The 21681-nt window shown below is 61.4% G+C and carries 18 protein-coding genes; 10 read left to right on the forward strand and 8 right to left on the reverse strand.

Features of this window, described 5'->3' with window-relative positions; translation table 11 throughout:
- Positions 1–91: 91 nt before the first annotated feature.
- Entirely contained in the window at positions 92–1603 is a 1512-nt protein-coding gene (der, locus tag H0921_RS08590; RefSeq protein ID WP_194537661.1) for a ribosome biogenesis GTPase Der, read from the reverse strand.
- 225 nt (positions 1604–1828) lie between these two features.
- On the opposite strand from der, the gene H0921_RS08595 reads away from it, so the two are divergent.
- From H0921_RS08595 to kbl, 4 genes are all read left to right on the forward strand, one after another.
- Positions 1829–3259 (forward strand): alpha/beta fold hydrolase, encoded by a 1431-nt coding sequence (locus H0921_RS08595; protein WP_194537662.1) that lies wholly within the window; start codon positions 1829–1831, stop codon positions 3257–3259.
- Between the two features lie 174 nt (positions 3260–3433).
- A complete protein-coding gene (locus H0921_RS08600) occupies positions 3434–3862 on the forward strand; it encodes a TIGR03067 domain-containing protein (RefSeq protein ID WP_194537663.1) in 429 nt (142 codons plus the stop codon).
- A 347-nt stretch (positions 3863–4209) separates the two neighbouring features.
- A complete protein-coding gene (locus tag H0921_RS08605; protein ID WP_194537665.1) occupies positions 4210–4971 on the forward strand; it encodes a DedA family protein in 762 nt (253 codons plus the stop codon).
- The gene (gene kbl / locus H0921_RS08610) at positions 4953–6143 is read left to right on the forward strand and encodes a glycine C-acetyltransferase (protein WP_194537666.1); all 1191 of its coding nucleotides are present in this window, start codon (positions 4953–4955) and stop codon (positions 6141–6143) included. The genes H0921_RS08605 and kbl overlap by 19 nt, the downstream gene beginning before the upstream one ends.
- 30 nt (positions 6144–6173) lie before the next feature.
- Here kbl and pepT read toward each other — a convergent pair whose 3' ends face one another.
- The 3 genes from pepT to H0921_RS08625 all read right to left on the reverse strand — a co-directional run bounded on the left by pepT (position 6174) and on the right by H0921_RS08625 (position 9554).
- Positions 6174–7415, reverse strand: coding sequence for a peptidase T (gene pepT, locus H0921_RS08615; protein ID WP_194537667.1), 1242 nt, complete (start codon positions 7413–7415; stop codon positions 6174–6176).
- A gap of 65 nt (positions 7416–7480) precedes the next feature.
- Positions 7481–8239: an endonuclease III gene (nth, locus tag H0921_RS08620; RefSeq protein ID WP_194537668.1), complete on the reverse strand. Its 759-nt coding sequence runs from the start codon at positions 8237–8239 to the stop codon at positions 7481–7483.
- A gap of 37 nt (positions 8240–8276) precedes the next feature.
- Positions 8277–9554, reverse strand: a complete 1278-nt coding sequence (locus H0921_RS08625) for an enoyl-CoA hydratase/isomerase family protein (RefSeq protein ID WP_194537669.1) — start codon at positions 9552–9554, stop codon at positions 8277–8279.
- Between the two features lie 291 nt (positions 9555–9845).
- Between H0921_RS08625 and H0921_RS08630 the strand changes: the two genes are divergently transcribed.
- Positions 9846–10223, forward strand: a complete 378-nt coding sequence (locus H0921_RS08630) for a hypothetical protein (protein WP_194537672.1) — start codon at positions 9846–9848, stop codon at positions 10221–10223.
- A gap of 85 nt (positions 10224–10308) precedes the next feature.
- Here H0921_RS08630 and H0921_RS08635 read toward each other — a convergent pair whose 3' ends face one another.
- A complete protein-coding gene (locus tag H0921_RS08635) occupies positions 10309–11043 on the reverse strand; it encodes a hypothetical protein (RefSeq protein WP_194537673.1) in 735 nt (244 codons plus the stop codon).
- A 236-nt stretch (positions 11044–11279) separates the two neighbouring features.
- The gene (locus H0921_RS08640) at positions 11280–12152 is read right to left on the reverse strand and encodes an MBL fold metallo-hydrolase (protein ID WP_194537674.1); all 873 of its coding nucleotides are present in this window, start codon (positions 12150–12152) and stop codon (positions 11280–11282) included.
- Positions 12153–13230: 1078 nt separating this feature from the next.
- On the opposite strand from H0921_RS08640, the gene H0921_RS08645 reads away from it, so the two are divergent.
- A complete protein-coding gene (locus tag H0921_RS08645) occupies positions 13231–13632 on the forward strand; it encodes a hypothetical protein (protein WP_194537675.1) in 402 nt (133 codons plus the stop codon).
- Positions 13633–14012: 380 nt separating this feature from the next.
- Here the strand turns inward: H0921_RS08645 and H0921_RS08650 are convergent, their stop codons facing one another.
- Positions 14013–14339: a tetratricopeptide repeat protein gene (locus tag H0921_RS08650; RefSeq protein ID WP_194537676.1), complete on the reverse strand. Its 327-nt coding sequence runs from the start codon at positions 14337–14339 to the stop codon at positions 14013–14015.
- Between the two features lie 401 nt (positions 14340–14740).
- On the opposite strand from H0921_RS08650, the gene H0921_RS08655 reads away from it, so the two are divergent.
- Genes H0921_RS08655 through H0921_RS08665 form a run of 3 tightly spaced genes read left to right on the forward strand, consistent with a single transcriptional unit; the run spans position 14741 to position 16983 of the window.
- Positions 14741–15676 (forward strand): DUF1559 domain-containing protein, encoded by a 936-nt coding sequence (locus H0921_RS08655; RefSeq protein ID WP_194537677.1) that lies wholly within the window; start codon positions 14741–14743, stop codon positions 15674–15676.
- 22 nt (positions 15677–15698) lie between these two features.
- The gene (locus H0921_RS08660) at positions 15699–15902 is read left to right on the forward strand and encodes a hypothetical protein (protein WP_194537678.1); all 204 of its coding nucleotides are present in this window, start codon (positions 15699–15701) and stop codon (positions 15900–15902) included.
- 58 nt (positions 15903–15960) lie between these two features.
- The gene (locus H0921_RS08665; protein WP_194537679.1) at positions 15961–16983 is read left to right on the forward strand and encodes a Kelch repeat-containing protein; all 1023 of its coding nucleotides are present in this window, start codon (positions 15961–15963) and stop codon (positions 16981–16983) included.
- A 300-nt stretch (positions 16984–17283) separates the two neighbouring features.
- Here the strand turns inward: H0921_RS08665 and H0921_RS08670 are convergent, their stop codons facing one another.
- On the reverse strand, positions 17284–18720 hold the full coding sequence (locus H0921_RS08670) for a DUF1501 domain-containing protein (RefSeq protein ID WP_228499270.1): 1437 nt from the start codon (positions 18718–18720) through the stop codon (positions 17284–17286).
- 403 nt (positions 18721–19123) lie between these two features.
- Here H0921_RS08670 and H0921_RS08675 point away from each other — a divergent pair, with 403 nt between their 5' ends.
- Positions 19124–21415 carry an ELWxxDGT repeat protein gene (locus tag H0921_RS08675; protein ID WP_194537680.1) on the forward strand — a complete coding sequence of 764 codons (2292 nt, stop codon included), beginning with the start codon at positions 19124–19126 and terminating at the stop codon, positions 21413–21415.
- Positions 21416–21681: the final 266 nt, after the last annotated feature.

The raw sequence follows: 21681 nt of genomic DNA on the forward strand, positions 1-21681 counted from the left end.
ACGACTGGGAGACAGGAGGACCAGGGCCGGCCCCTTCCGCTTCGTGGCATCCGTCGGGAGAGCATGTCCCAGAGCCTTCAGGGGGCGTGTTTTACAGCTTCCACGTGTCCGGGTTGTCGGTCTTGCTCCGGCGCATGGAGGGTTCCCGCCGCGGCATCGGGGTTTCCTCCTCCGCCAGGGAGAACGGTTCCGTCTCCGGATCGGCGAGTTGCTCCGCCGCCATTTCCTGCGCTGCGGTTCCTCCGTCATCGCCATCCCGGCTCCCGCCGCCGCTCCGCCCCCGCAGGACCAGCTTGAGCGCCACTTCGGGGAAGGGGAAATGGTCCCGCAGGACCCGGCTCAGGTAGCGGAGATAGACGGCGTCGAACAGCTCCGGCCCGTTGGTGAACAGGACAATGGTCGGCGGATGGACGGCGACCTGCGTGGCATAGTAGAGCTTGGGCACACGGTTGTGCCGCAGGGGCGGGCTGTAGGCTTCCAGCGCCTGCCGCAGGACGCGGTTGAGGTCCCCGGTATTGACGCGCACACCGGCCTGCTTGTGCAGCTCCGCCGCCAAATGCACCACCCGCAGCACATTCCGCCCGCTCTTGGCACTGATAAAAGCGATCGGCACATGCTCCAGCATGGGAAACACCCGCCGCAGATACTCCCCCATCGCCTCCGTCGTCACCCGATCCTTCACCAAATCCCACTTGTTGACCACGAAGATCGCCGGCTTGTGTTCCCGCACGATGTAATCCGCCAGTTGTTTGTCCACCCGTCCGATGCGCAACTGAGCGTCGAGAAAATGGAGGACGACATCAGCCCGCCGGATGGCTCGTTCTGCCCGGTGCAAGCTGTAAAACTCGATGCTATCGGCCAGGGAGGACCGCTTGCGCACCCCGGCGGTGTCGATGACCAGATAGACCCGGCCATCTCGTTCGATGCGCACGTCGATGCTGTCCCGCGTGGTCCCCGGCACTTCCGAGACGATGACCCGCTCCGCCCCAGCCAGGCTGTTGATGAAGGTGCTTTTCCCGGCGTTGCGCCGGCCGACGACGGCCAATTTCAAGGCGGCTTCCGGCGGAGCCGTTACTTCCGCTGCCGGCAACCGGCTCAAGATCGCCTCCAGCAATTCCTCCTTCCCCCGCTTTTGCTCCGCGGACACAGGGAGCGGTGCCCCGAAGCCGAGTTTGTAAAAATCCCCGACGGCGCAGGCCAGCACCTCGGTGTCCGCCTTGTTCGCTGCCAGGATCACCGGCTTGCCCCAGCGGCGCAGCCGCTCCGCCACCTCCTCATCGAGACCCACCAGGCCGCTACGCACATCCACGACGAACACCACGACCGCCGCCGAGGCCAGGGCGTATTCGATCTGCCGCTCCACCGCCGTGCTCAAATCGGCCCGATCGACGACCCCCACGCCGCCGGTATCGACCAACTCGAAGTACCGGCCCGCATACTCCACCGTGGCGGAGACACGATCCCGCGTCACTCCCGGCGTCGGGTCCACAATGCTGATCCGCCGCCCCACCAGCCAGTTGAACAGCGACGACTTGCCCACATTGGGCCGTCCTACGATCGCCACCACCGGCAGGCCGCTGCCTTCTCTCCTCGCGCCAGCCATCCTCACTCTCACTTATGCCTCTGGGGGATACACGCCTGCACTTGGACACACGCCTGTCCCCTGTCTATCATCCTATAGAGCTGCTCGGAGAGCTGCGCGCGTCCCTGGAGCGGCCAGCCTTCTCCCGCTGCTCTCCGCGTTCCGCCGAACTGTCCGCCCGCTCCCGCAATGCTGGTCTCATCGGCTATCCTCTGCCGCCTCTGCTCTCCCTGCGGAGATCGTATCATGCGGAACCTTGTCCCTGCCCTGGTGCTCCTGATCCTGCTCCCCGCCGCTTCCGCCCAAGAGGAACGTTACGAACTGGGGCGGCGCCTGCGGCAAATGGAGGCAGCCTGGGAACAGCAGGAGGACGAGACCGCCCGGCAGCGCGCTCTGGAGCATCTCCGCCCCGTCACCCGGCAGTTCTTTGCGTTCCGCCTCGCCGAGGCCGCCCGCTCCCTGGATCACGCCACTTTCGCTTTGCAATCGCCACGGGAACCCAGCGCCGCCCGACAATGGGCCGCCGCTTTGCAAATCACGCCCCAGAAGCGGCTCCTGGATGACCAGCAGACCGAATTAGTCGTCACGGTGCAGCCATTTTACCGGCCGGCGGTTCCCCTGCCGCGAGGCGCCCGCCTGCGCCTCTGGTTCATCGAAAAAGAGGTGGTCTCGGTCCCGCTCGACTCCTGGCCCCTGACGGTCCGCGTTCCCCTGCCCCCCCTCGGCGAACACGACGGCTTGGACCGCCGCCTCTACGTCCTTTTGGATGCCCAGGACAACCTCCAGCCGGTGCGCATCGGCATCTCCCAGGTCGCCCGCCTGTCATCGCGCCTGGAGAGGTTGACACAGGCCCTCCAGGACCGACCCGAAGCCCTGGCCATCGAGACGGCCACTCTCCGCGCCCGGCTGGCTGCCTTCCGCGCCGCCTTGCGGGGCGAAGCCCCCATCACTGACTTCCCCTACGCCGAATGGCTGCGCAACGCCGAACTCATGGCCGCCCATAAGCCCTTCTTCACCTGCGAGCGGCACGGCCAGTATTGGCTGTCCATTCCGACCGGCGCCGAGGGTGCCACCCCCTGCCGCCTCTTTGTGCCCAAAGGGCTGCACCCGGAGCGTCCCGTGCCGCTGGTCATTGCGTTACACGGAGCCGGTGTGGATGAGAACATGTTTTTTGACAGTTACGGCGCGGGTCAGATCGTCCGGGAATGCCACAGCCGCGGCTGGCTGCTCCTGGCCCCCCGCGCCGGCCTGCTCGGCCCTGCCCCCGTCCCAGCTCTGATCGACGCTCTGGCCAAGCGCTACCCCCTTGATCGCCGCCGCATCTTCCTCGTCGGCCACTCGCTGGGAGCTGCCCAGGCCGCCGCCCTCGCCCAGCGGCACCCGGAGTCCTTCGCTGCTGTGGCTGCCCTCGGCGGTGCCCCGCCCCTGAGCGATCCGCAACTGCTCCGCCGCCTCCCCTTCTTCCTCGCCGCCGGGAGCCAAGACGACCTGGCCATCGCCGCCGCCCGCTCCCTCCACAAAAAACTCGCCGCCGAAAAACTCCCCCATTACCGCTTCCGCGAATACCCCCGTCTCGAACACCTGACCATCGTCCGCGAAGCCCTGCCCGATGTCTTCGCTTTCTTCGATTCCCTTCCCCCCGTGAAAGCACCCCCGCCGTCCTCGCCCAGGGACTGACAATTCCCTGCCACTCCCTGGGGCCTCGCCCCTCCCGCCTCTCCGGCTTTCGTCCGGGGTGGCTTGCGGACGGCACCGCTTCGCGGCTCCCCGACCCTCTTCCCCCTCTGGTCAATACTCAGGCTTTCGATATACCGCAATCAGGATTTCCTCCCGGAAACTCAGGAGATGGCCATGCACGCACGCTTCCTTGGAGCGGTTCTCATCTTGGCGGCCAGCACCCTCGCCCTCGCTTTAGCTCAGCCCGCAGACCTCAAACGCCTCGAAGGACGCTACAAAGTCCTCATCATGGAGAAAGCGACCGGCCCGGCCCCTAAAGAGGTCATCGAAAACCTCTCCTTCATCTTCAAGGGAAACAAACTCACAGTCAAACTTGCCAACGAAGAAGAGAAGAACGCCCAGTTCAAACTCGACCCGGAAAAAGTTCCTCCCGCCATCGACATTTTCCCCCTCGATGGCGACTACAAGGGCAAAACCTTCCCCGGCATCTACAAAATCGACAAAGACGAAGTGACCATCGTCATGACGGAAAAAGGCGAACGGCCCAAGGACTTCAAACCGGAAGGGGAGGCCATCCTCATCCGCCTCCGCCGCGAAAAGTAGCTTTCCTCCCACGACAGCGGCATCATCGCCCGCCTGTCCTCGCTAGGAAACTGCCCCACCGGCAATGTGCATCCCCCTCCCGCGCTGTTCCCGTTACCTCCTGAGCCGTTCGGCCCCTGCCGCTTCTTCTCGTTCACCGCCGTCTATTTCCCCCTGCGAGGCAGAACCCGAAGGCATCAGCACGACGCCGCCAGCTATCACCCAGGCGGAGGGAGATACCGAGCCGCAGCCGGGATTGGCCTTCCCGCCGGGGTGTGTTGTACGTTAGGCTGGTTCCAGAGGTAAGCGGGCCGTGGGCGAGTGGAGGATTTCGACGACCAGAACAAAGCCGTCCCCCGGAGCATGCTATGGAAGAAACCCTGAGCCAAGCCGGTACCATTCTCTTGCAAGTGCTCAGTAATCTGACCAATCCCGACGCTTGGCGGGAAGCCCTCAGTGCGCCGGGCGTCGTGGTGGCGGCCTTTTTGGTGCTCAACCTGATCGTCTTCACGGAAACCGGCCTGCTCATCGGCTTTTTTCTACCGGGGGATTCCCTCCTGGTCACTGCGGGCATCGTCGCCCACTCCGTCGGCTGGCCCGTGCACTGGCTCATCCTCACTTTGTGCTTGTCCGCGATCGTCGGCGATACGGTCGGTTACTGGATCGGCCACAGCGCCGGGCCGGCGCTCTATCGCAAGCCGAACAGCCGCTTCTTCCGCCGCGAGCACCTCCTGGCTGCCCAGGCCTTCTACGATCGGCATGGTGGCAAAACAATCATCATCGCTCGCTTCGTGCCGATCATCCGGACCTTTGCCCCGGTCGTCGCCGGCGCCGCCCAAATGCCCTATCGCCGCTTCTTGGCTTACAACATTTTCGGCGGGATCGGTTGGATTGTGAGCATGATACTCCTCGGCTATACACTCCACATGTGGCTGGACCCCTTGCTCCGGCCTCTCTTCGGTGATCAATTCCAGATCGCTCGACATATTGATAAAGTTGTCATCACTGTCGTCTTCATATCCATACTTCCATTATTAATAAAATGGTGGCAAAAACGCCGTGCTTTGAAAACCGCACTGGCAACCCAAAACATCTACTGCGGAGGAACACCATGCCCGCCAACACAATGAATGCGTATTTACGTGAACAAATCTCCCATCTAAAATCCCAGGGTCTATACAAAGCGGAACGTTGGATTGAAACCCCGCAAAGTCCCGAAATCGTCGTCCAAGGCCGCAAAGTCATCAACTTCTGTGCTAACAATTACTTGGGCCTGGCCAATCACCCGCGAATCGTCGCCGCTGCCGAGGAGGGACTCCGCCGCTGGGGCTACGGTTTATCCAGTGTGCGGTTCATCTGTGGCACGCAAACCATTCATAAGCAACTAGAACAACGGATCGCCCAATTCTTCCACAAACAGGATTCCCTTCTCTATACCTCCTGCTTCGATGCCAATGGCGGCCTGTTTGAACCCCTCTTGACAGAACAAGACGCGGTGTTTTCCGATGAATTGAATCATGCCTCGATCATTGATGGTATCCGGCTCTGTAAAGCCCAACGATTCCGTTACCGCCACAATGACATGGATGATTTAAGGAACCAACTGGAATCTGCTCGGAAATATCGTTTCAAGATGATATTTACGGATTCTGTATTCTCAATGGATGGCGATCTAGCGAACTTGCCAGTGATTTGCGAGTTGGCGGACCGATATGACGCCGTGGTAGGCATCGACGACTGCCACGGGACGGGGCATTTGGGTCCGACGGGACGCGGGGCGGCAGAGGAATTGGGCGTGCTCGACCGCATTGACATCATCACCGGCACGTTGGGGAAGACCCTCGGCGGGGCCAGCGGCGGCTTCACCGCCTCCAGTGCGGAAATCGTGGATTGGCTGCGCAATCGCTCCCGCCCCTACCTGTTTTCCAACAGTGTGCCGCCAGCATTAGTCGCCGCGGCTATCGAATCTTTCTCACTCATTGATGAAGCTGCGGATTTACGCGCCAAACTTAAGGCTAATACTGCTAAGATGCGCCACGGTTTAGAAAATGCTGGCTTCACGATTAAACCGGGACCTACTCCTATCTTGCCTGTAATGTTAGGAGAAGCCGCTTTAGCGACGCGCATGGCGGACGCGTTGCTGGAACGCGGCATTTACGTCATCGGCTTCAGCTATCCCGTTGTCCCCCAGGGGCAGGCCCGAATCCGCTTGCAGGTCTCCGCCGCTCACACCGACGAGCAGATCGATCGTGCCGTGGCCGCCTTCACAGAAGTCGGGCGAGAATTGGGTGTGATTCGATAATATACCTTCAAGTCAGAGTGGATATAATTCTCAATGTCCTGCCCACACTTGGCACAATTCCAATACGACGTGGACTGCGGACTCCAATTCTTCCAAACATGTCCATTCCAAAGGTGAGTGGAAGTTGTGCTCACCACAGGAGAGGTTAGGGGTGGGCAATCCTTTAGCCGTGAGGAGAGCGCCGTCGGTGCCGCCGCGGATGCTCTTGAGCTTCGGTTCCAAACCGGCCCGCCGGACAGCCTCGACGGCATAAGCCACAGCCCGCGGCTCGCGTGCAATTCCCTCCCGCATGTTGCGATACTGCGGCTGGACGGCCACCTGGACCCGCGCGCCAGGATGATCCCGTTCGATCTGCCGCCCGATCTCCCGCAACCAGGCGGCGTATTCCGCCAATTGCGGCGTCTCGAAGTCCCGGAGCAGACAGCGGATTGTCACTTGGGCCACTCCGCCTTCGATGACATACGGATGGATGAACCCCTCGCGGTCGCTGGTCGTCTCCGGACTGTAGTGATGCTGCGGGAGGCGCTCCAGGAATTTCCCAGCCAGGCGCACGGCGTTGATCATCCGCCCTTTAGCAATCGCCGGGTGGATGTTGGCCCCTGTGATAGTGATGAGCGCCAGGTCCGCAGAAAAGGTTTCCGCTTCGATCTCCCCTACACCTGTGCCATCCAATGTATAAGCCACCACGGCACCAATACGATCTGGCTCTAGATATAAAACACCTTTTCCAATTTCTTCATCACATGTAAATACAATGCGAATCTGTCCATGTGGTATATCAGGATTTTCACACATAATCCGACATGCTTCCATAATGACAGCTACGCCGGCTTTATCATCGGCTCCTAACAAAGTTGTGCCATCGGTGGTGATGAGGGTTTTGCCGACAAGCTGGTTCAGTTCGGGATTGTCGGCCACGCGGATGACCTGGCGCGGATCGCCGGGCAGGGGGATGTCGCCGCCGGGATAGTTGCGGATGACCTGCGGCTGAACATTCCGTCCGCTGGTTTCCGGACTGGTGTCGAGATGAGCCGTAAATGCGATCGTGGGCGCACCGGGCACCGTCGCCGCGATCGTGGCGAAGACCAGCCCATGTTCATCCTGCTCCACGTTCTGCACCCCCATGGCGCGCAGCTCTTCGCAGAGCAGGCGTCCGAGTTCCCGCTGGCCTGGCGTGCTGGGATACGTCCCCGCTTTCTCATTGGCTTGCGTATCGATCCGCACATAACGCAGGAACCGTTCTAGCAACGTCGATGTATCATATTTCTTCATGGTCTATTGCGATGTTTATCAAGGTTCATCGAAAATATATTAATCCACCAGAATCAATATCAAATTCATTCTTTTCTTTGGGATTTTCGAGTTCTACTTTTGACAGGTTTTTTCAAGGATACTCCTATTTTGGGACACAGATCGGCCAGGATACAGGAATCACAGCGAGGTTTGCGAGCCTGGCAAACCTGCCGCCCGTGCAAGATGAGGCGATGGCTGAACGCGGTCCATTCGGCAGGGGGCAGCAGCTTCATCAGAGCCTGCTCAATCTTGTTTGGGTCCGTATGGCGTGTCAGGCCGAGCCGTTGTGACAATCTTTTGACATGAGTATCGACGGTGATCCCCGGAACACCGAAGGCATCGCCTAAGACCACATTGGCGGTTTTCCGGCCGATTCCCGGCAAGGTGACGAGTTCCTCCAGGGTCCGCGGGACCTGCCCGCCGAATCGCTCCACCAATTGGGCGCAGCAGTCGCGGATGTGCCGAGCCTTGCTGCGGTAGTAGCCCGTGGGCCGGATGATCGCCTCCAATTCTCGAAGATCGGCGCGGGCAAAATCTTCCGCCGTGCGGTAGCGGGCAAACAGGCGGGGGGTGACCTGGTTGACCCGCTCATCGGTACATTGGGCCGAGAGAATGGTGGCGATCAGCAGTTGGAGGGGATTGTCGTGACGCAGGGCTGTGGAGGGCTGGGGGTAGATTTGCGCCAGGCGCTGATTGATGGCCGCGGCACGTTCGCGGACCGGGAGCAAGCGGCGGCGCGGGCGGCCGGCTCCAGGCGGCTGGGGATCAGAAACATCCGGCACCGGGCGGATAGACTGATTCATTATTTTATCAGATCAACAGGTTGCAACGTTGGACAATTTAAGCCGCACTCGCCAGAATTCGTGCATCCGCAGGAAAGACCACCACCCCATAATCGCCTTGTTGGAACCAGGACACCAGGCGCTGCACGGATAGTTCATCCACCGCCTCTTCTGGAACCACGGCGACATGACGGGAGTGAAGGAACGATAATCGCACGACACGTTGGGGCCTTACTATGGTATTGTACGCCTGGGAAATCGGGGGCAATGGGGCGTGCCCCGCGGGCTGAACCCACACCAGCAGGGAGGCAGGGTCAAGCCGGCGGCACAGTTCCCCCGGATGATACTGCGGCGCGAGAACAATCAATTCCGCGGCTGCCAAGTCATCGGGATGATCCACAGGACGCAGGCGTTCCAGAAGAAGCAATTTCTCCTGGGAGGTGCAAAAGCCCCGCTGTTCTAGTTGATCAAGGCGTTGTCGATAGCGTTGCTGTGGGGAATGGACGAGGACCAAAGCCCCCTTGAGCAAGGCTTCGAGGAGCCAATCTTCGATCGCCGGTATATCCCCCCACACGCCGATAACATGGGGAAATGGCAGAGGTGCCCCATCGGCCGCTAAGTCAGAAATGACATTGGGAGGCAGCGGAGGGTTCCAGGCGGCAAAACGGCGGCGTTCGCTAGCCAAGCCGAGCCAAGCAGCGGGCAAGGGGCGTTTGGCCAGGGAATGTCCGAATTGTTCGCGGAGTCGGGACAGGGCATTGTCACCGTCAGAGGGATAGCTGAGATGGTCCACAAGCTGGAGCTGGAAGGCTTCGCGGGCCGACAGAGGGATGCCGGAGGCCAAGCGGTGCCGTGCCTGGGGGCTGTGGCGGCTTTGGAGCAGAACCGACCCGCCGAAGCAGGTCAAGCCTTGGGGCAGTTCGATCCGCGTGGCCGCCCGTTGCACAGCCAGGCGGTAATCGCAGGCCAGGGCCAATTCCCAGCCCACCCCACGGCAAAGGCCATCGATGGATGCGATGCTCACGCCGGGCCAGTGGGCCAGCTTTTGGATCAGTTGCTGCCCTCTCCAGGCAAAGGCGGCGCGATCCGCCGGGCGGCGCAGCTCCCGCAGCACCAACGGATGCAGACCCCGGCAGAAACTGTCCTTCGTCCCAGACCGGATCACCAAAATCCCCACCGGGCAGGAAGTGTAGAGCCAGGCGATGGCTCGTTCCCATTCCTCCAGAGCGTTCCCATCCCAACCCTGCTGCTCCAACGGCGAGAAGGCAAAAGTCAGGGTGGCGATGTGCCGCTCCAGGTCCACGCGAATATGACGGGACTGATAGATCGGGAACATGGCCAACCTCCACGCGTCTTGATCCCGGTGCTCCCTCCGAGAATCCTCAAAGTACGAGCAGCCGAGGCTCTGCGGAGTGCTTTCGGATCAGCCGATGGCAAGCTAGGCAAAGACGCACGATTCTACCTGCTAAGCCTGGCTTAGGGATTGCACCGGCTTGGGAAGGTTCTGCTGCTTGGTTTTCCCGCGGAGTCGCATTGTTTTGCCTTTTTCCTCCAGTCAAAATGCCAGTGTACCGTTCGCTACCCGATCTCAGCGAGAAACCGCAGAACGAGACTGAGGAAAGTTTCTATGGTGCGCGGAAGTCAACTGGCATGCATTAGTGTCATATTGTTGTCTCTCGGTGCGGGGTGCCGGTTGTGCGAGCGGGATCGCTGTGATTCCCGGCCGGGATGGTTTTCTTCCCGCCTGCGGTCGCCTCAGGCCGGCCAGCTCATGAGTCAAGGTCGCTTGAGCGAGGGCTGCTATGACGCAGTCACAGGCCAACCGGTTCCCTGCCCGCCGATGCCATCCACTCCCGCTCTGCCCACCGGGAGTACGCCGCCGCCTCCCACGGCCCCGCCGCCAAGCGGTGAAGAGCTGCCTTGGCCCGGCTCCGGGGAGCACATCCGCCCGCCGGGAGTTCCCAGTGCGCCGGCTGGCCAGAACGCGACGCCTCCCAAACCCTGACTGCGATCTCCGCTTCTGTGTACTCTTCCGTGCACCGCACCTCCTACGTTTCCAACCCCTTGGTTTCGCGGACGGTACTCCATTACTACTTCGCGCCCTGGGTCTGCCCCATAGAAGGCGGAACCGCTAACACACGCGGGGCCGGCGTGTTCCAGAAACCCTTCGGCGGCGGAGCGTAACCGGACCGCGCGGGCAGGAGCAACTGCTCCAAGAGTTTTTGGCTTTCCGCCTGGGCGAAGCGATAGCCGGCGGGGGATTCCATTCCGTCCGAGATCGCGGGAAGGGTTCTCCCGGAGACGGTGGAACTGCTGCGAGCGCCGCGACTGAGCGGCAGGGAAGCGTGAGCACTGCAACAGCCCGCGGAGTGGGGGCGGCCCACACCACTGCTCAGTGCAGGGGCGGAAGTACACGGGAAGGTGCCGGTGATTGGGCCGACATACGGCCGGGGTTGGAAGCACGGCAGCGCCTTGCCCGTGGTGGGATAGAAGAACAGCCAGGCCTTGATCGGGGAGCCAGGGATGATCGAGCGCACGCTAGAAGGAGAAGAGCGGCCGATCCCCTGAAGTGACATCGGACTATCACCTACCCCTGGGTGGACTGCCATCTCCGCCTGTTCCCGCAGGGCGAGGGCGGGCCGCTCCCCAGGCGGCACATGAATACGGCTACCATACGGCACGCTCGAACCTCGGCCCGGCGGCTCCGCCGTCAGAGTCAGCGGCGGCACTTGTGGAGTCGTCGGCAAAGGACGCGGTTCGGCTGCCCCCGCTGCCACACCAGACAACAACGCCACCCCCAGCACTCCACTATGCCGTATCCCCATGCTCTGTGCTCCTGAACTCAGGCGATCGGAAACGGGCCGTACACCGCAGTCTTCCCAGCGTTCCGCCCGCACCCAACCCTGCCTTTTCCTCATCGACTCCACGCAATCCTTGCAGACGGCAGAATTGCTCAGAACGGCCAAGCCAAGCGTGCCCCTTCCCGGCACAAGCCGCACAGCCTCGCCATCTTTCCCATGCTGGCGGCCTGGGGGAAAACCGGCACTTCCTGTCCCGCAGGCTACTCCGGCAGGTCGCCCGTTGCTTCGCATACCAGCGGCAGGATACCGCTTGCCTCGTGCCGCGGAGCGGTGATCAGCTTCACCGCAGGACAATACCGCTTCAGGATCGGCTGCACGCTCTCCGCCGCCAGCTCCGGGCGGTTGCACTCCTCGCTTAGATGGAGTTGCACCAGATACCGCGGCATCCGCTGGGAACGCGCCAGAATCTGCTCCACCAGCGCCGCCGCCTGAGTGTTGGACAGATGCCCCTGATCGCTCAACACGCGGCGGATCAGATACCACGGCCGGCCGCTCTGGCGCTGCATCTGCGGATCGTGATTGAACTCCACCGCCAGCAGGTCCAGGTTGGCCAACGCCTCCGCCAGTTGGACGCTCCCGCATCCCAAATCCGCCACGTATCCCAGCGACGCCTGCACCTCGCCCGGCCCAAGCAACACCGCCCGGAAGGCGAATGTCGGCCGACTGTCGTGGAGGACCTCGATAGGTAGGAAACGACAATTCTCGACCGGCGTAAACCATCGCCCCCCTCGATACTCCCGCAAAAGCTGGTTCTTCTCCAACAGGGGCAGATACTCCGAACGGCTGCGCAAATCGACCAGGTGACGGCTGTGAAGCCACAGCGGTATGCGGCGGACGAACAGCTCGGCGAGCACGCTCTCGTGCCAATGGTCCGAATGCACGTGTGTCAACACCACGGCCTGAACCGCCTTCCAGGTGCGCCCCAGACTGCGTAGCCGCCGCGCCAACTCGCCCGCTTCCAGACCGCAGTCCAACAGCAGCCCGCGGCCCGCCGCCTCGATGTAAGCGGTGTTGCCGCTGCTGCCGCTGCCCAACGTCGCAAAGCACGCCTGCACTTGCTCTGCTCCTTCCATAATCGCCGCTCCCGCTCCTCTCGTCTTGTTCCATTACTTGTAAACTGGAACCCAAGGTGCGCCCAGCTCCGTTGGCTTCTACCCTCCATGCAGAAGAACCGCAAACCCTCTTCCCCTCAACACCACGAGAATCGGCTTCCCTGAAAACCGCAGGGGGAACAACTGGACGCTGAACCGAGACTTCCTGCCGAACCGCAGCCGGTTGGACGACCCTGCCGTCCCGCGAGGGTGAGTTTGTCAACTTCGAGCGGCGGGATGGTTCAGCTCCAGGTGAGCATTGCGACGGCTTTGTCAACTTCGGACGACGGGGCAACTCCGCGAGAACCTCCCAACTTTCCCGCTTCTTTTCCGACCGACGGCCTGAGCGACGCGAGGGCCTGGCTCGCTGATCCAAAGATGCTAGCGACCGTATCAATTGATCACGACTTCGCCGATTACCACTTATGGATTGACAAATCAATTTATACAATCGCATTTGCATCTTTTCTGCTGTCGAGATGGGATGATGACCGGATTCCACGGACTTTTTCCGTTTCCTGGGTTCATCATGTTTACTTGACAATTCGGAGGAAATCCGAGAAGACCCTGCCGCGGCACGCTGGGAGCGAACCGAGGTTGGCTCCCCTCGCCGCTGGGGCCGAATGGGGGAAGCCTCGCCGTGGGTCGCTCCCTGCCGACGCTGGCGGCGGGCTGTCACTGGTACTTCTGGGGTGGAAGACTCTGCCGCGGGAGGGCAACGCCCCGGCTCTTCTGCCGTTTTAGTCCGCATTTTGAGGCCACCGCCGCGTTGGTGGGTCCGGCCACTTGGGGAAGGCTCTTCACTTCGGGGAACTGCTCGCCGAGCCACCATTGGGATGGGCTTCGCCTCGACGATGAAGGGCACGCTCCGCTTCCGCGATCGACTTGCCGATTTCGCACTGGATACAGAACGATTTGTTCGACGTTGATATTGGTAGAAAAGATCATGTTTTGCTTCGACAGATGGTGCGGGCGCCGGTCGGGGCGGGGGAGGAGGAGCGGGGATGCTCTCCAGGCTCAGAGGCAGGGCCGGTGTGTCGGGGCCGGGGGAAGCTGGGGAGTGACGCCGCATTGTCTCCGAACGTTGTCGCTTCTGGTGTTGGGTGGGAGTCTGTTCCGCCTTTCGCCGCTGACAGGGTTGAGTCAGCATGCTTTTCAGGTACCACAGGAGGGTGCCGCAGAGCGGGAGAACCCAGCGGTGGAGGAGGTTGGCTCGCTGCCAGCCGGGAAGTTGGCGGCACCAGAGGAGAAGGCCAGGGGAGGCATAGCGGCGGCGGGGCCGGAGGGAACGGCCGAGAAGCACCGAGGGGGCGAGTTGCAGCCGCAACTGTTGCAGAACGCGGTGGGCGTCCCGGTCCCAGAAGAGGTCGGGAGGCGGGGTGAAGCTCCAGGGGGTGCGGGTGCAATGCGGCGTCCTCATGGCTTGCTCCTGGTGTCGCTGGTGGCGGGATACGCGGGGTGAGCAGCATTCCCCTCCACAGCGGTATTTGACATTTTTTACTTCAAGTGTTCAGGTGTTTCAGTATAAATATGCACCCTAAAATTGGTCCTGTCAAATGAAAATGGCAAAATTTTTCCAAAAAGTGGTTTTTTCCTGGAAAAAGCAGGGGAAAATAGCGAGCGGCGAAAATGGCGAATAGCGAATGGGTGAATGGAAAGAGAAAGAGGAGTGGCTGACTGTGGGGACTCTTGGGTGTTCCGGGGAACACTTCGACGAAGCGTAACGGTTGAGGGAGCCGCGGAAAGGGGCAGATTCTTTGCCGAAGCTCAGGCGGCGATGAGCGAGGGCATGAGGAATTAGGGAGGGGATGCCCAGAAAGGCGAGGAGTCTGTGCGAGGTGATTAGATCGAGATTCCCGCTTTTTGCAAGGTATGGCGTGCTCGCTGGGCAGCTTGAGTCCGGGGATAGCGCTGGACAATCTCGATCAGGCGGTCAATGGCTTCCTGACGGCGTTTAGCTTGGGAGAAGGCTCGTGCTTCGGCGAGCAGTTGTTCAGCAGCTTGTTCATCGGTTTCCATTGCACTGGCAGGTTGGAGTGGGTAAGCAGGGTTGGTAGCCTGCGGTTGGTACGAATCCCACGCGAAGGGATTGGCCGGACCCGCAGCTTGGGGAGAGGGCGAGATGGCCTCGGAACTGACTGCCCCCTCCCCATCTGTATACTCTGACACGAGTCCATAGTCTCCCGCGTCCGGCAGCTTTTTGCTTTCTCAGCTACCTGACCGCGTTGATTTTGGGACTCAACCCAATGGGCGCGGCGGGAGGGGAGAGGCTGAGGAACTCGCCGTATTGGCAGCGATGTCAACTCAAGCTCGTCACGGCCATATGGGGATGAGGCGGGGGCGTTAGGCCGCACATCGAGGAACGAGACCGAGCGGCGGTCCGCATTTTTTTTGCGACAGATTGTTGACGGAAAGGGGAGGCGGGGCTAGGATGCTTATTGATACTGAATCGCAGTATCACGAAAGGGAGCGGCTGGAGTGCTAGGCTAGCGCCGTGGCAGCGTCCACTTCCGTAAGCGAGGCACCGGCCTTGGGAACCTCATAACTCTGAGTTGAGGAGGTCGAGTGCCATGCGTGCTGTGTTCCGACAAAAGCTGGGGTTTACCCTGATCGAGCTACTGGTGGTGATTGCGATCATCGCCATTTTGATCGGGCTGTTGTTACCGGCGGTGCAGAAGGTCCGCGAGGCGGCGGCACGAACCAGTTGCCAGAATAATCTCAAGCAAATTGGTTTAGCGCTTCATAATTATCATGATGCTATGGGGCGCTTTCCTACGGCGAATTCTCCGACTTTCAATTCGGCGTTCACGCACATTCTGCCTTATTTGGAACAGGAGAATATCGGTCGGCGTTATAATCCGTCCTTGACGCCGACGGACCCTTCCGACCCAGATGGGGATGGTTTCAGCAATTTGACGTTGGGGCAGAGCGAGTTGAAGACCTATCGCTGTCCCAGCATGCAGCCGCCGCCGGTGCCTGATGCTTTTCCTGGGTGGTCCAGTTACGCGGTGTGCATCGGTAATCAGCCGAATCCGTTTTTCGCACCGGGCGCAAATGGGAACCCGGCGTATGACAACGGTCTGATCGTGCGGCAGACGGGCGGCGGTTCAGGCGGTGTGACGGGACAACGCGGTGTCACTCTAGCTCAGGTGCCGGACGGCACGTCCAACACCATTTTGGCTGGCGAGATGGGGTTTCAGCTCAAGGACTACTTTTTCACCTCCGGTCCGTATGCGGGGCTTCAGCGCGGGGGCAACACGCAATGGGTGTGGGGCTATGCCTCCTATTCCTTCGGCAGCACGGGGGTCATGTTCAACACGGTGGTGGGCACAGCGGCGGACCGGACGGCACGGCTTGGGGCCTTCCGCAGCGACCATCCCAACGGCGCCAATTTTCTTTTCGGGGACGGTTCGGTGCGCTTCATTTCCAATGGCCGACTCAGCCTGCCCGTGTACCAAGCTTTGGGAACGCGGGATGGCGGGGAGATTGTGAGCAATGATTTCTGAAACCTCGCCCCGGAGAACTCCCATGTCCGCCGCATTTGTGGAGACCCTGGTGATGATGCTAGCGGGAGCGGCGCTCGTGGTGGTCCTGGGGGGGTGCAGCACCCAGCCGAAACCCACCTCGGCGCCCCAAAATCCCGCCCCGACCGCGTCTTCCGTGCCGCCGGAGGTGGAATTCGACCCTGCTACGGCAGCGGAGAAATACCGGAAGACGCCGCGACGGCCATGATGGAACGAAAAAGCTTCCTTCTTTGGCATTCCATAATCAGGTGATAGGAGTTGGACCTATGATTTTCCCAAAAATTCTGCGATTGGACAAAGCAATTTTAGCAACGGGAATTATGGCGGTTCTGACTGCCAGTGCTGTCGGGACAGCGGAGCCGCAACTGCCGGCGCTGCCTCAGGCGGTCTCCAGTTTTGGAGCGACGGTGTGCGACGGTTACCTGTACGTTTACGGCGGGCACGCGGGGAAAACGCATAGCTACGACACCCGGAGTGTGCTGGGCAGTTTCCATCGGTTGAAGCTGTCCGCGCCGGAGAGATGGGAGGAACTGCCTGGCGGTCCCATCGCCCAGGGTTTGAACCTGGTGAGCCACAAGGGGAAGGTGTACCGCGTGGGCGGGATGCAGCCGCGCAATGCACCGGGGGAAGCAGCGGATAATCACTCGCTGGCGGAGGCGGCCCGGTTTGATCCTGTCAAGCGGCAATGGGAGGAGCTGCCGCCCCTTCCCGCGGGTCGCTCGTCCCATGACGTGGTGGTAGCCAGGGACTTGCTCGTGGTCGTCGGCGGCTGGCAACTGCGGGGGCGCAGCCACATGCCTCTGTGGCATGAGAGCACGCTGGTGGCGGACCTCAAGGAGCAGCCGTGGAAGTGGCAAGCGATCCCCCAGCCGTTCCGCCGTCGGGCGCTTGCCGCAGCAGCCATCGGGCAGAAGGTGTACGTTGTCGGCGGACTGTCACCGGATGGTCCCGAACCGCGCCTGGACATTCTCGATCTCGCCCGCCGGCAGTGGTCGCGTGGTCCCGATTTGCCCGGCAAGGAACGGGCGGCGTTTGCTCCCGCGGCTTGTGTTCTCAACGGCCAGTTGATCGTGGCGACCAACGAGGGCGTCCTTTACCGCTTGCTTCCGGAGGGAAAAGAGTGGGAGAAAGTCGGCCAGGCGAGCCGGAAACGGCAGGTCGCCCGCTTGCTTCCCTGGGACGAGCACGCCGTGCTGCTTCTCGGCGGCGCAGGAGGCGGGCAAAACCACGACTCGCTCGAAATCATTCCGATTCCCCCGCGCCCAGAACCGACGCCTGAAGCGCGCTAGGCGGGACCTCTGGAGTGACATGCTACCGTCCTTGACAATCCGCCGGCGCCGCCTCTGACCGCTCGCTCTCAGGTCGGCGGGTGGTTTTTATTCAGGTTTACTTTTGTTAGTCCTAGCTTGTCATCACTTGTTTGTAGGAGGCGCGGCTCTCGCTTCTGGACAGCAGCGTGGCCACGTTCCGCAAGCCCAAGGCCAAAGCGCCCTAACGGGAAGGCCCTGGATCGGCAGGGCGCTCCCTGCGGGGGATTGGAAGCGGTTGCAGGAAGTCAAGGCGAAGCGAGGCGGGGTCGAAAGCACTGCTCAACTCAGGATGGCGCGGATGGGTCGGCCGGTGCAGGCGAGCAAGGGTCGGCCCTGAAGGTCCCGGATGTGGGTATCCAGGGGGATGTTCAGGCAGTGGTAGATGGTGGCGTGGAGGTCTTCGGGTGTCACCGGGTTGTCCTTGGCATAGGCGGCGATTTTGTCGCTGGCTCCGTAGATGATGCCGCCGCGGATGCCGCCCCCGGCCAGAGCGACGGAGAAGACTTGCCCCCAGTGGTCCCGGCCGGCGCTGCCGTTGATTTTGGGCGTGCGGCCAAACTCCGCCATCCAGACCACGAGGGTATCTTGCAGCAGGCCGCGGGCGTCGAGGTCTTCGAGCAGGGCGGAATAAGCGGCATCCAGGATAGGCATGAGGGTTTTGACGCTGCGGCTGTTCTGGGTATGGGTGTCCCAGTGGCCGTTGTTAGGCGCGCCGGGGACGCGGGTCCAGTTGACGCGCACCAGGGGAACGCCCGCTTCGACGAAGCGCCGGGCCAGGAGGCAGGACTGACCGAAGCGTGTCAGTCCATAGCGTTCGCGGAGTTTGCGGGGTTCCTGGGACAGATCGAGGGCGCGGCGGGCAGCGGGGGAAGCCAGGAGGGCAAAGGCCTGCTGGCGGTGTGGGTCGCGTTCCTGCTCGGCCAGCGCTTCCAGGAGTCGGCGGCGGCGGTCGAAGCGCTCCCAGGGCACCTCCGCGGGCAGCTCCAGCCCCTCGATCTCGAAGCGTCCGGCGCTGGGATCGCCCGTCACAAGCCAGGGGTCAAAGGCACGGCCCAAAAAGCCGGCGTCTTGCCCCGGCCAGGTCAGGTTGCCGTCGTTGGCGGCTTGCTCCGGCAAAGTGATCGCCGAAGGCAACGCACTCCGCTTCGGAAACACCTGCCGCACGACCGCTCCCAGGCACGGCCAATCGTTCGGCGCGCCCGGTTTGACATTTTCCACCTGCTTAGGAATATGCGGCCGGCCCGTCGTCATGTAATACCCGGACGAGGAATGGGCATTGTCATAGGTCTGACAGGCACGCAACACGGCAATGTGTGAAGTCCACCGCGCCGTGCGCACCATTGTTTCTCCGATGATCAGTCCCGGGGTGGCCGTGCGAATCACCCCCAGGTCGCCCCGATACTCCGCCGCCGATTCCGGCTTGGGGTCCCACGTCTCCTGCTGCGGCGGACCTCCCAGGAGAAACAGGACGATGCACGCCTTGGGGCGGCGGCGCTCCGGCGTCTGGGCCGCTTGCAGCCGCAACCACATCGGCAGGCTCAAACCCGCCACCCCCAGCGATCCCACCAGCAACGCCTGCCGCCGCGACGGACCAGCACAACCGCCCGGTGAACGGTCCAACCCCGCCCTCTGCCCCACAGTATCACCGCGTCGGCTCGCTCCGCTTCCCCCATCGCTGGGTGACCAACGGATGTCTCCGATACTCTCAGGTCTCATGATCGTACTCCCGCGAAGAGGCTCTGCAACGGTGGGAGAATTCGTTCTGGGAAGGAAAACACCGGACATTCCGGCCACTCGGTGGGACAACAGTGGAGTATACCCTCCCTTTCCCAGCAGCACAAGGACTCACCCCGCGAAAATCGCCCCGGACGGCGGTCGGAATGCCCCCTCCTGGACCGCCGTTGCGCAACGCTCCCCCCGTCCCTCGTCCATCCACCCTTACCTCCTCGCCCGCAAAACCAGTTCCGGATTTTCCAGTTTGCCCATAGCCCCGATATTGTGAATTTTTCTTTACTACTCGCTTGACCTCCCGTAACCCCTAGGTAAATTCGATGAATGCCTCCAACATCACGCAAGGGTGTGAAACAGCGAGTCATTCACTACTACTGAGGGGTCTTCCATGAAGTTCATGATTCGCTCGTGGGTACGCCGTTTGTTCTCGACGGGTTCCGCTCGCACCATTCGCCGCTCTCCAGCCTTGCAGGTGGAGGCTCTGGAGGATCGCACCACGCCGTCGGTGGTCGGGGTGAAGATGATCCAGGACATTGCTCCAGGTGCGGGAGCATCCAATCCGGCCCATTTCACCGAGGTCAACGGCGTCGTGTACTTCGCAGCCACGGATGCCAGTGGCGACCGGGAGCTGTGGCGCACGGACGGCACCACGGCGGGCACTTACCGCGTGGCCGACATCAACCCCAGCGGTAGCTCCAATCCCCGATACTTGACCAACGTCAACGGGACGCTCTACTTCAGCGCCAACGATGGAACAAATGGCCGTGAGTTGTGGAAGTTTGACGGCACCACCGCCAGCCTGGTCAAAGACATTCATGGCAACGGCAGCTCTGATCCTCGCTGGTTAGTTGATGTGAACGGCACCTTGTTTTTCACCGCGGAGGATGGGACGAGTGGCCGGGAACTCTGGAAGAGCGACGGGACCAACACCGTTCTGGTGGAAGACATCCGTGCAGGCGGCAGTTCCGATCCCCGCTACCTGGTCAATCTGAATGGGACATTGTTTTTCTCGGCAGACAATGGAGGCCTTGGCCGGGAGTTGTGGAGAAGCGATGGCACAGAAGATGGAACCAAGGTGGTCAAGGACATCAACAGCACAATTCAGAGTTCCGCGCCGGATTGGTTGACGGTGGTAGGTGGAACTTTGTTCTTCACGGCGGAGGACGGCAGTCATGGCCGGGAATTGTGGAAGAGCGACGGCACGGAAGGGGGTACCGTCCTCGTTGGGGACATTCTCATAGGTCCGAGTGCTTCCAGTCCCCAGGGCTTGACCAACGTGAATGGGACGTTGTTCTTCAGTGCCAGTGACGGGACCAACGGCCGGGAGTTATGGAAGTTTGACGGCACCACCGCCAGCCTGGTCAAAGACATTCATGGTAACGGTGGTTCTTATCCAGCCTGGTTGACCCAGGTGAACGGCATGTTGTTTTTCGTGGCGGATGACGGCACGCATGGCCGGGAATTGTGGAGAAGCAACGGTGCATCTGACGGGACTGTTCTAGTGAAAGACATCAACTCCACCGGCAATGCTGGTCTCATGTACTTGAGCAATGTCAATGGTACCTTGTTCTTTGTGGCGGAAGATGACACCCACGGCATCGAATTGTGGATGTCCGATGGGACAACCAGCGGGACGGCCCTGGTGAGTGATATTCGTGAGGACATCGGGAATTCCAATCCTGTCCGGCTCACCCCTGCCGGCGGTACCCTGTTTTTTGCGGCAGATGATGGCTCCCAGGGTGTGGAGCTGTGGCGAACGGCGGTAGCGACCTCGCTCACCATCACCAGCGGCAATAATCAAAGCACGACAGTCGGCACCGCCTTTAGCAGTCCCCTGCAAGTCCAGGTGTTGGATCAGTTCGCTGAGCCGATGGAAGGCGTACCGGTGGCCTTCACCGCTCCCAGCAGTGGGGCGAGCGCGACCTTGAGCAGCAGCACAGAAACCACGGATGTCAATGGTCACGCTCAAGTGACGGCAACGGCCAATACCGTGGCGGGAAGCTACCAGGTCCAGGCGACCGCCGGTTCCCTGACCGGCGTGCAATTCAATTTGACGAACTCTCCGGCGGCATCGGCGGGTTTGCAGATTGTGAGCGGAAATCACCAGTCCACGACGGTGGGCACGCCTTTCAGCAATCCGTTGGTGGTGCGGTTGGTCGATCAGTATGGCAATGGGGTGGACAATGCAAGTGTGACATTTACAGCACCCACGGGGGGGCCAGGGGCGCTGTTTGGCGGGATCAACGCGATCACTGTGACCACCGACAATAATGGGTACGCCCAAGTTCTGGCTCAGGCTAACGTCGTGGCGGGCAACTACCAGGTGACGGTGACAACTGGAAGTCACACGATTCATTTTGACTTGCACAATACGGCAGGGTCAATGGCCCAGGTGGTTTTCCGGCTTCAGCCGCCGCTGGAAGTCAATGCAGGCCAACCCTTCCGCGTGCAGGTGCAGTTGCGAGACCAGTTTGGGAATGCGGTGCGGCTGCCGAATGTGGCGATCCGCCTGAGCTTGCGGGCGGGCAGCGGGCTGAGCGGGACGCTGGTCGAGCGGACGAGCATCTACGGCCTGGCGACGTTTGGTGACCTGGTGCTGTCAACACCGGGGCGCTACCGCCTGGTGGCCCGCCTCGGCAACGGCCTGCAGGTCATCTCACGGGCGATTACGGTAATCTAAGGCGCCTCTGAGTTGAGGTACAACTCCCTCCTTCGGCACGGGGAGCGGAAGGTCACCTCGGTGTCAGCCTGGCCTCGGGTGGTGGCAAGCCATCCGGGGCCTGCTTTTTGGCAATCCTCTAGCAACTCGGCTGAGCATTGATCCCTCGGCTCACACCGCAAGCAATCCTGGTAGCGGTCAGCGCGCCGTCCGGCGTCGGGCTGGGTCCAAGCCAGAGCAAACGCTGCGCATGACACCTCGGCGTCTGCAACAAACACCTGACCACA

This window comes from Thermogemmata fonticola (assembly GCF_013694095.1).
Lineage (GTDB): Bacteria > Planctomycetota > Planctomycetia > Gemmatales > Gemmataceae > Thermogemmata > Thermogemmata fonticola.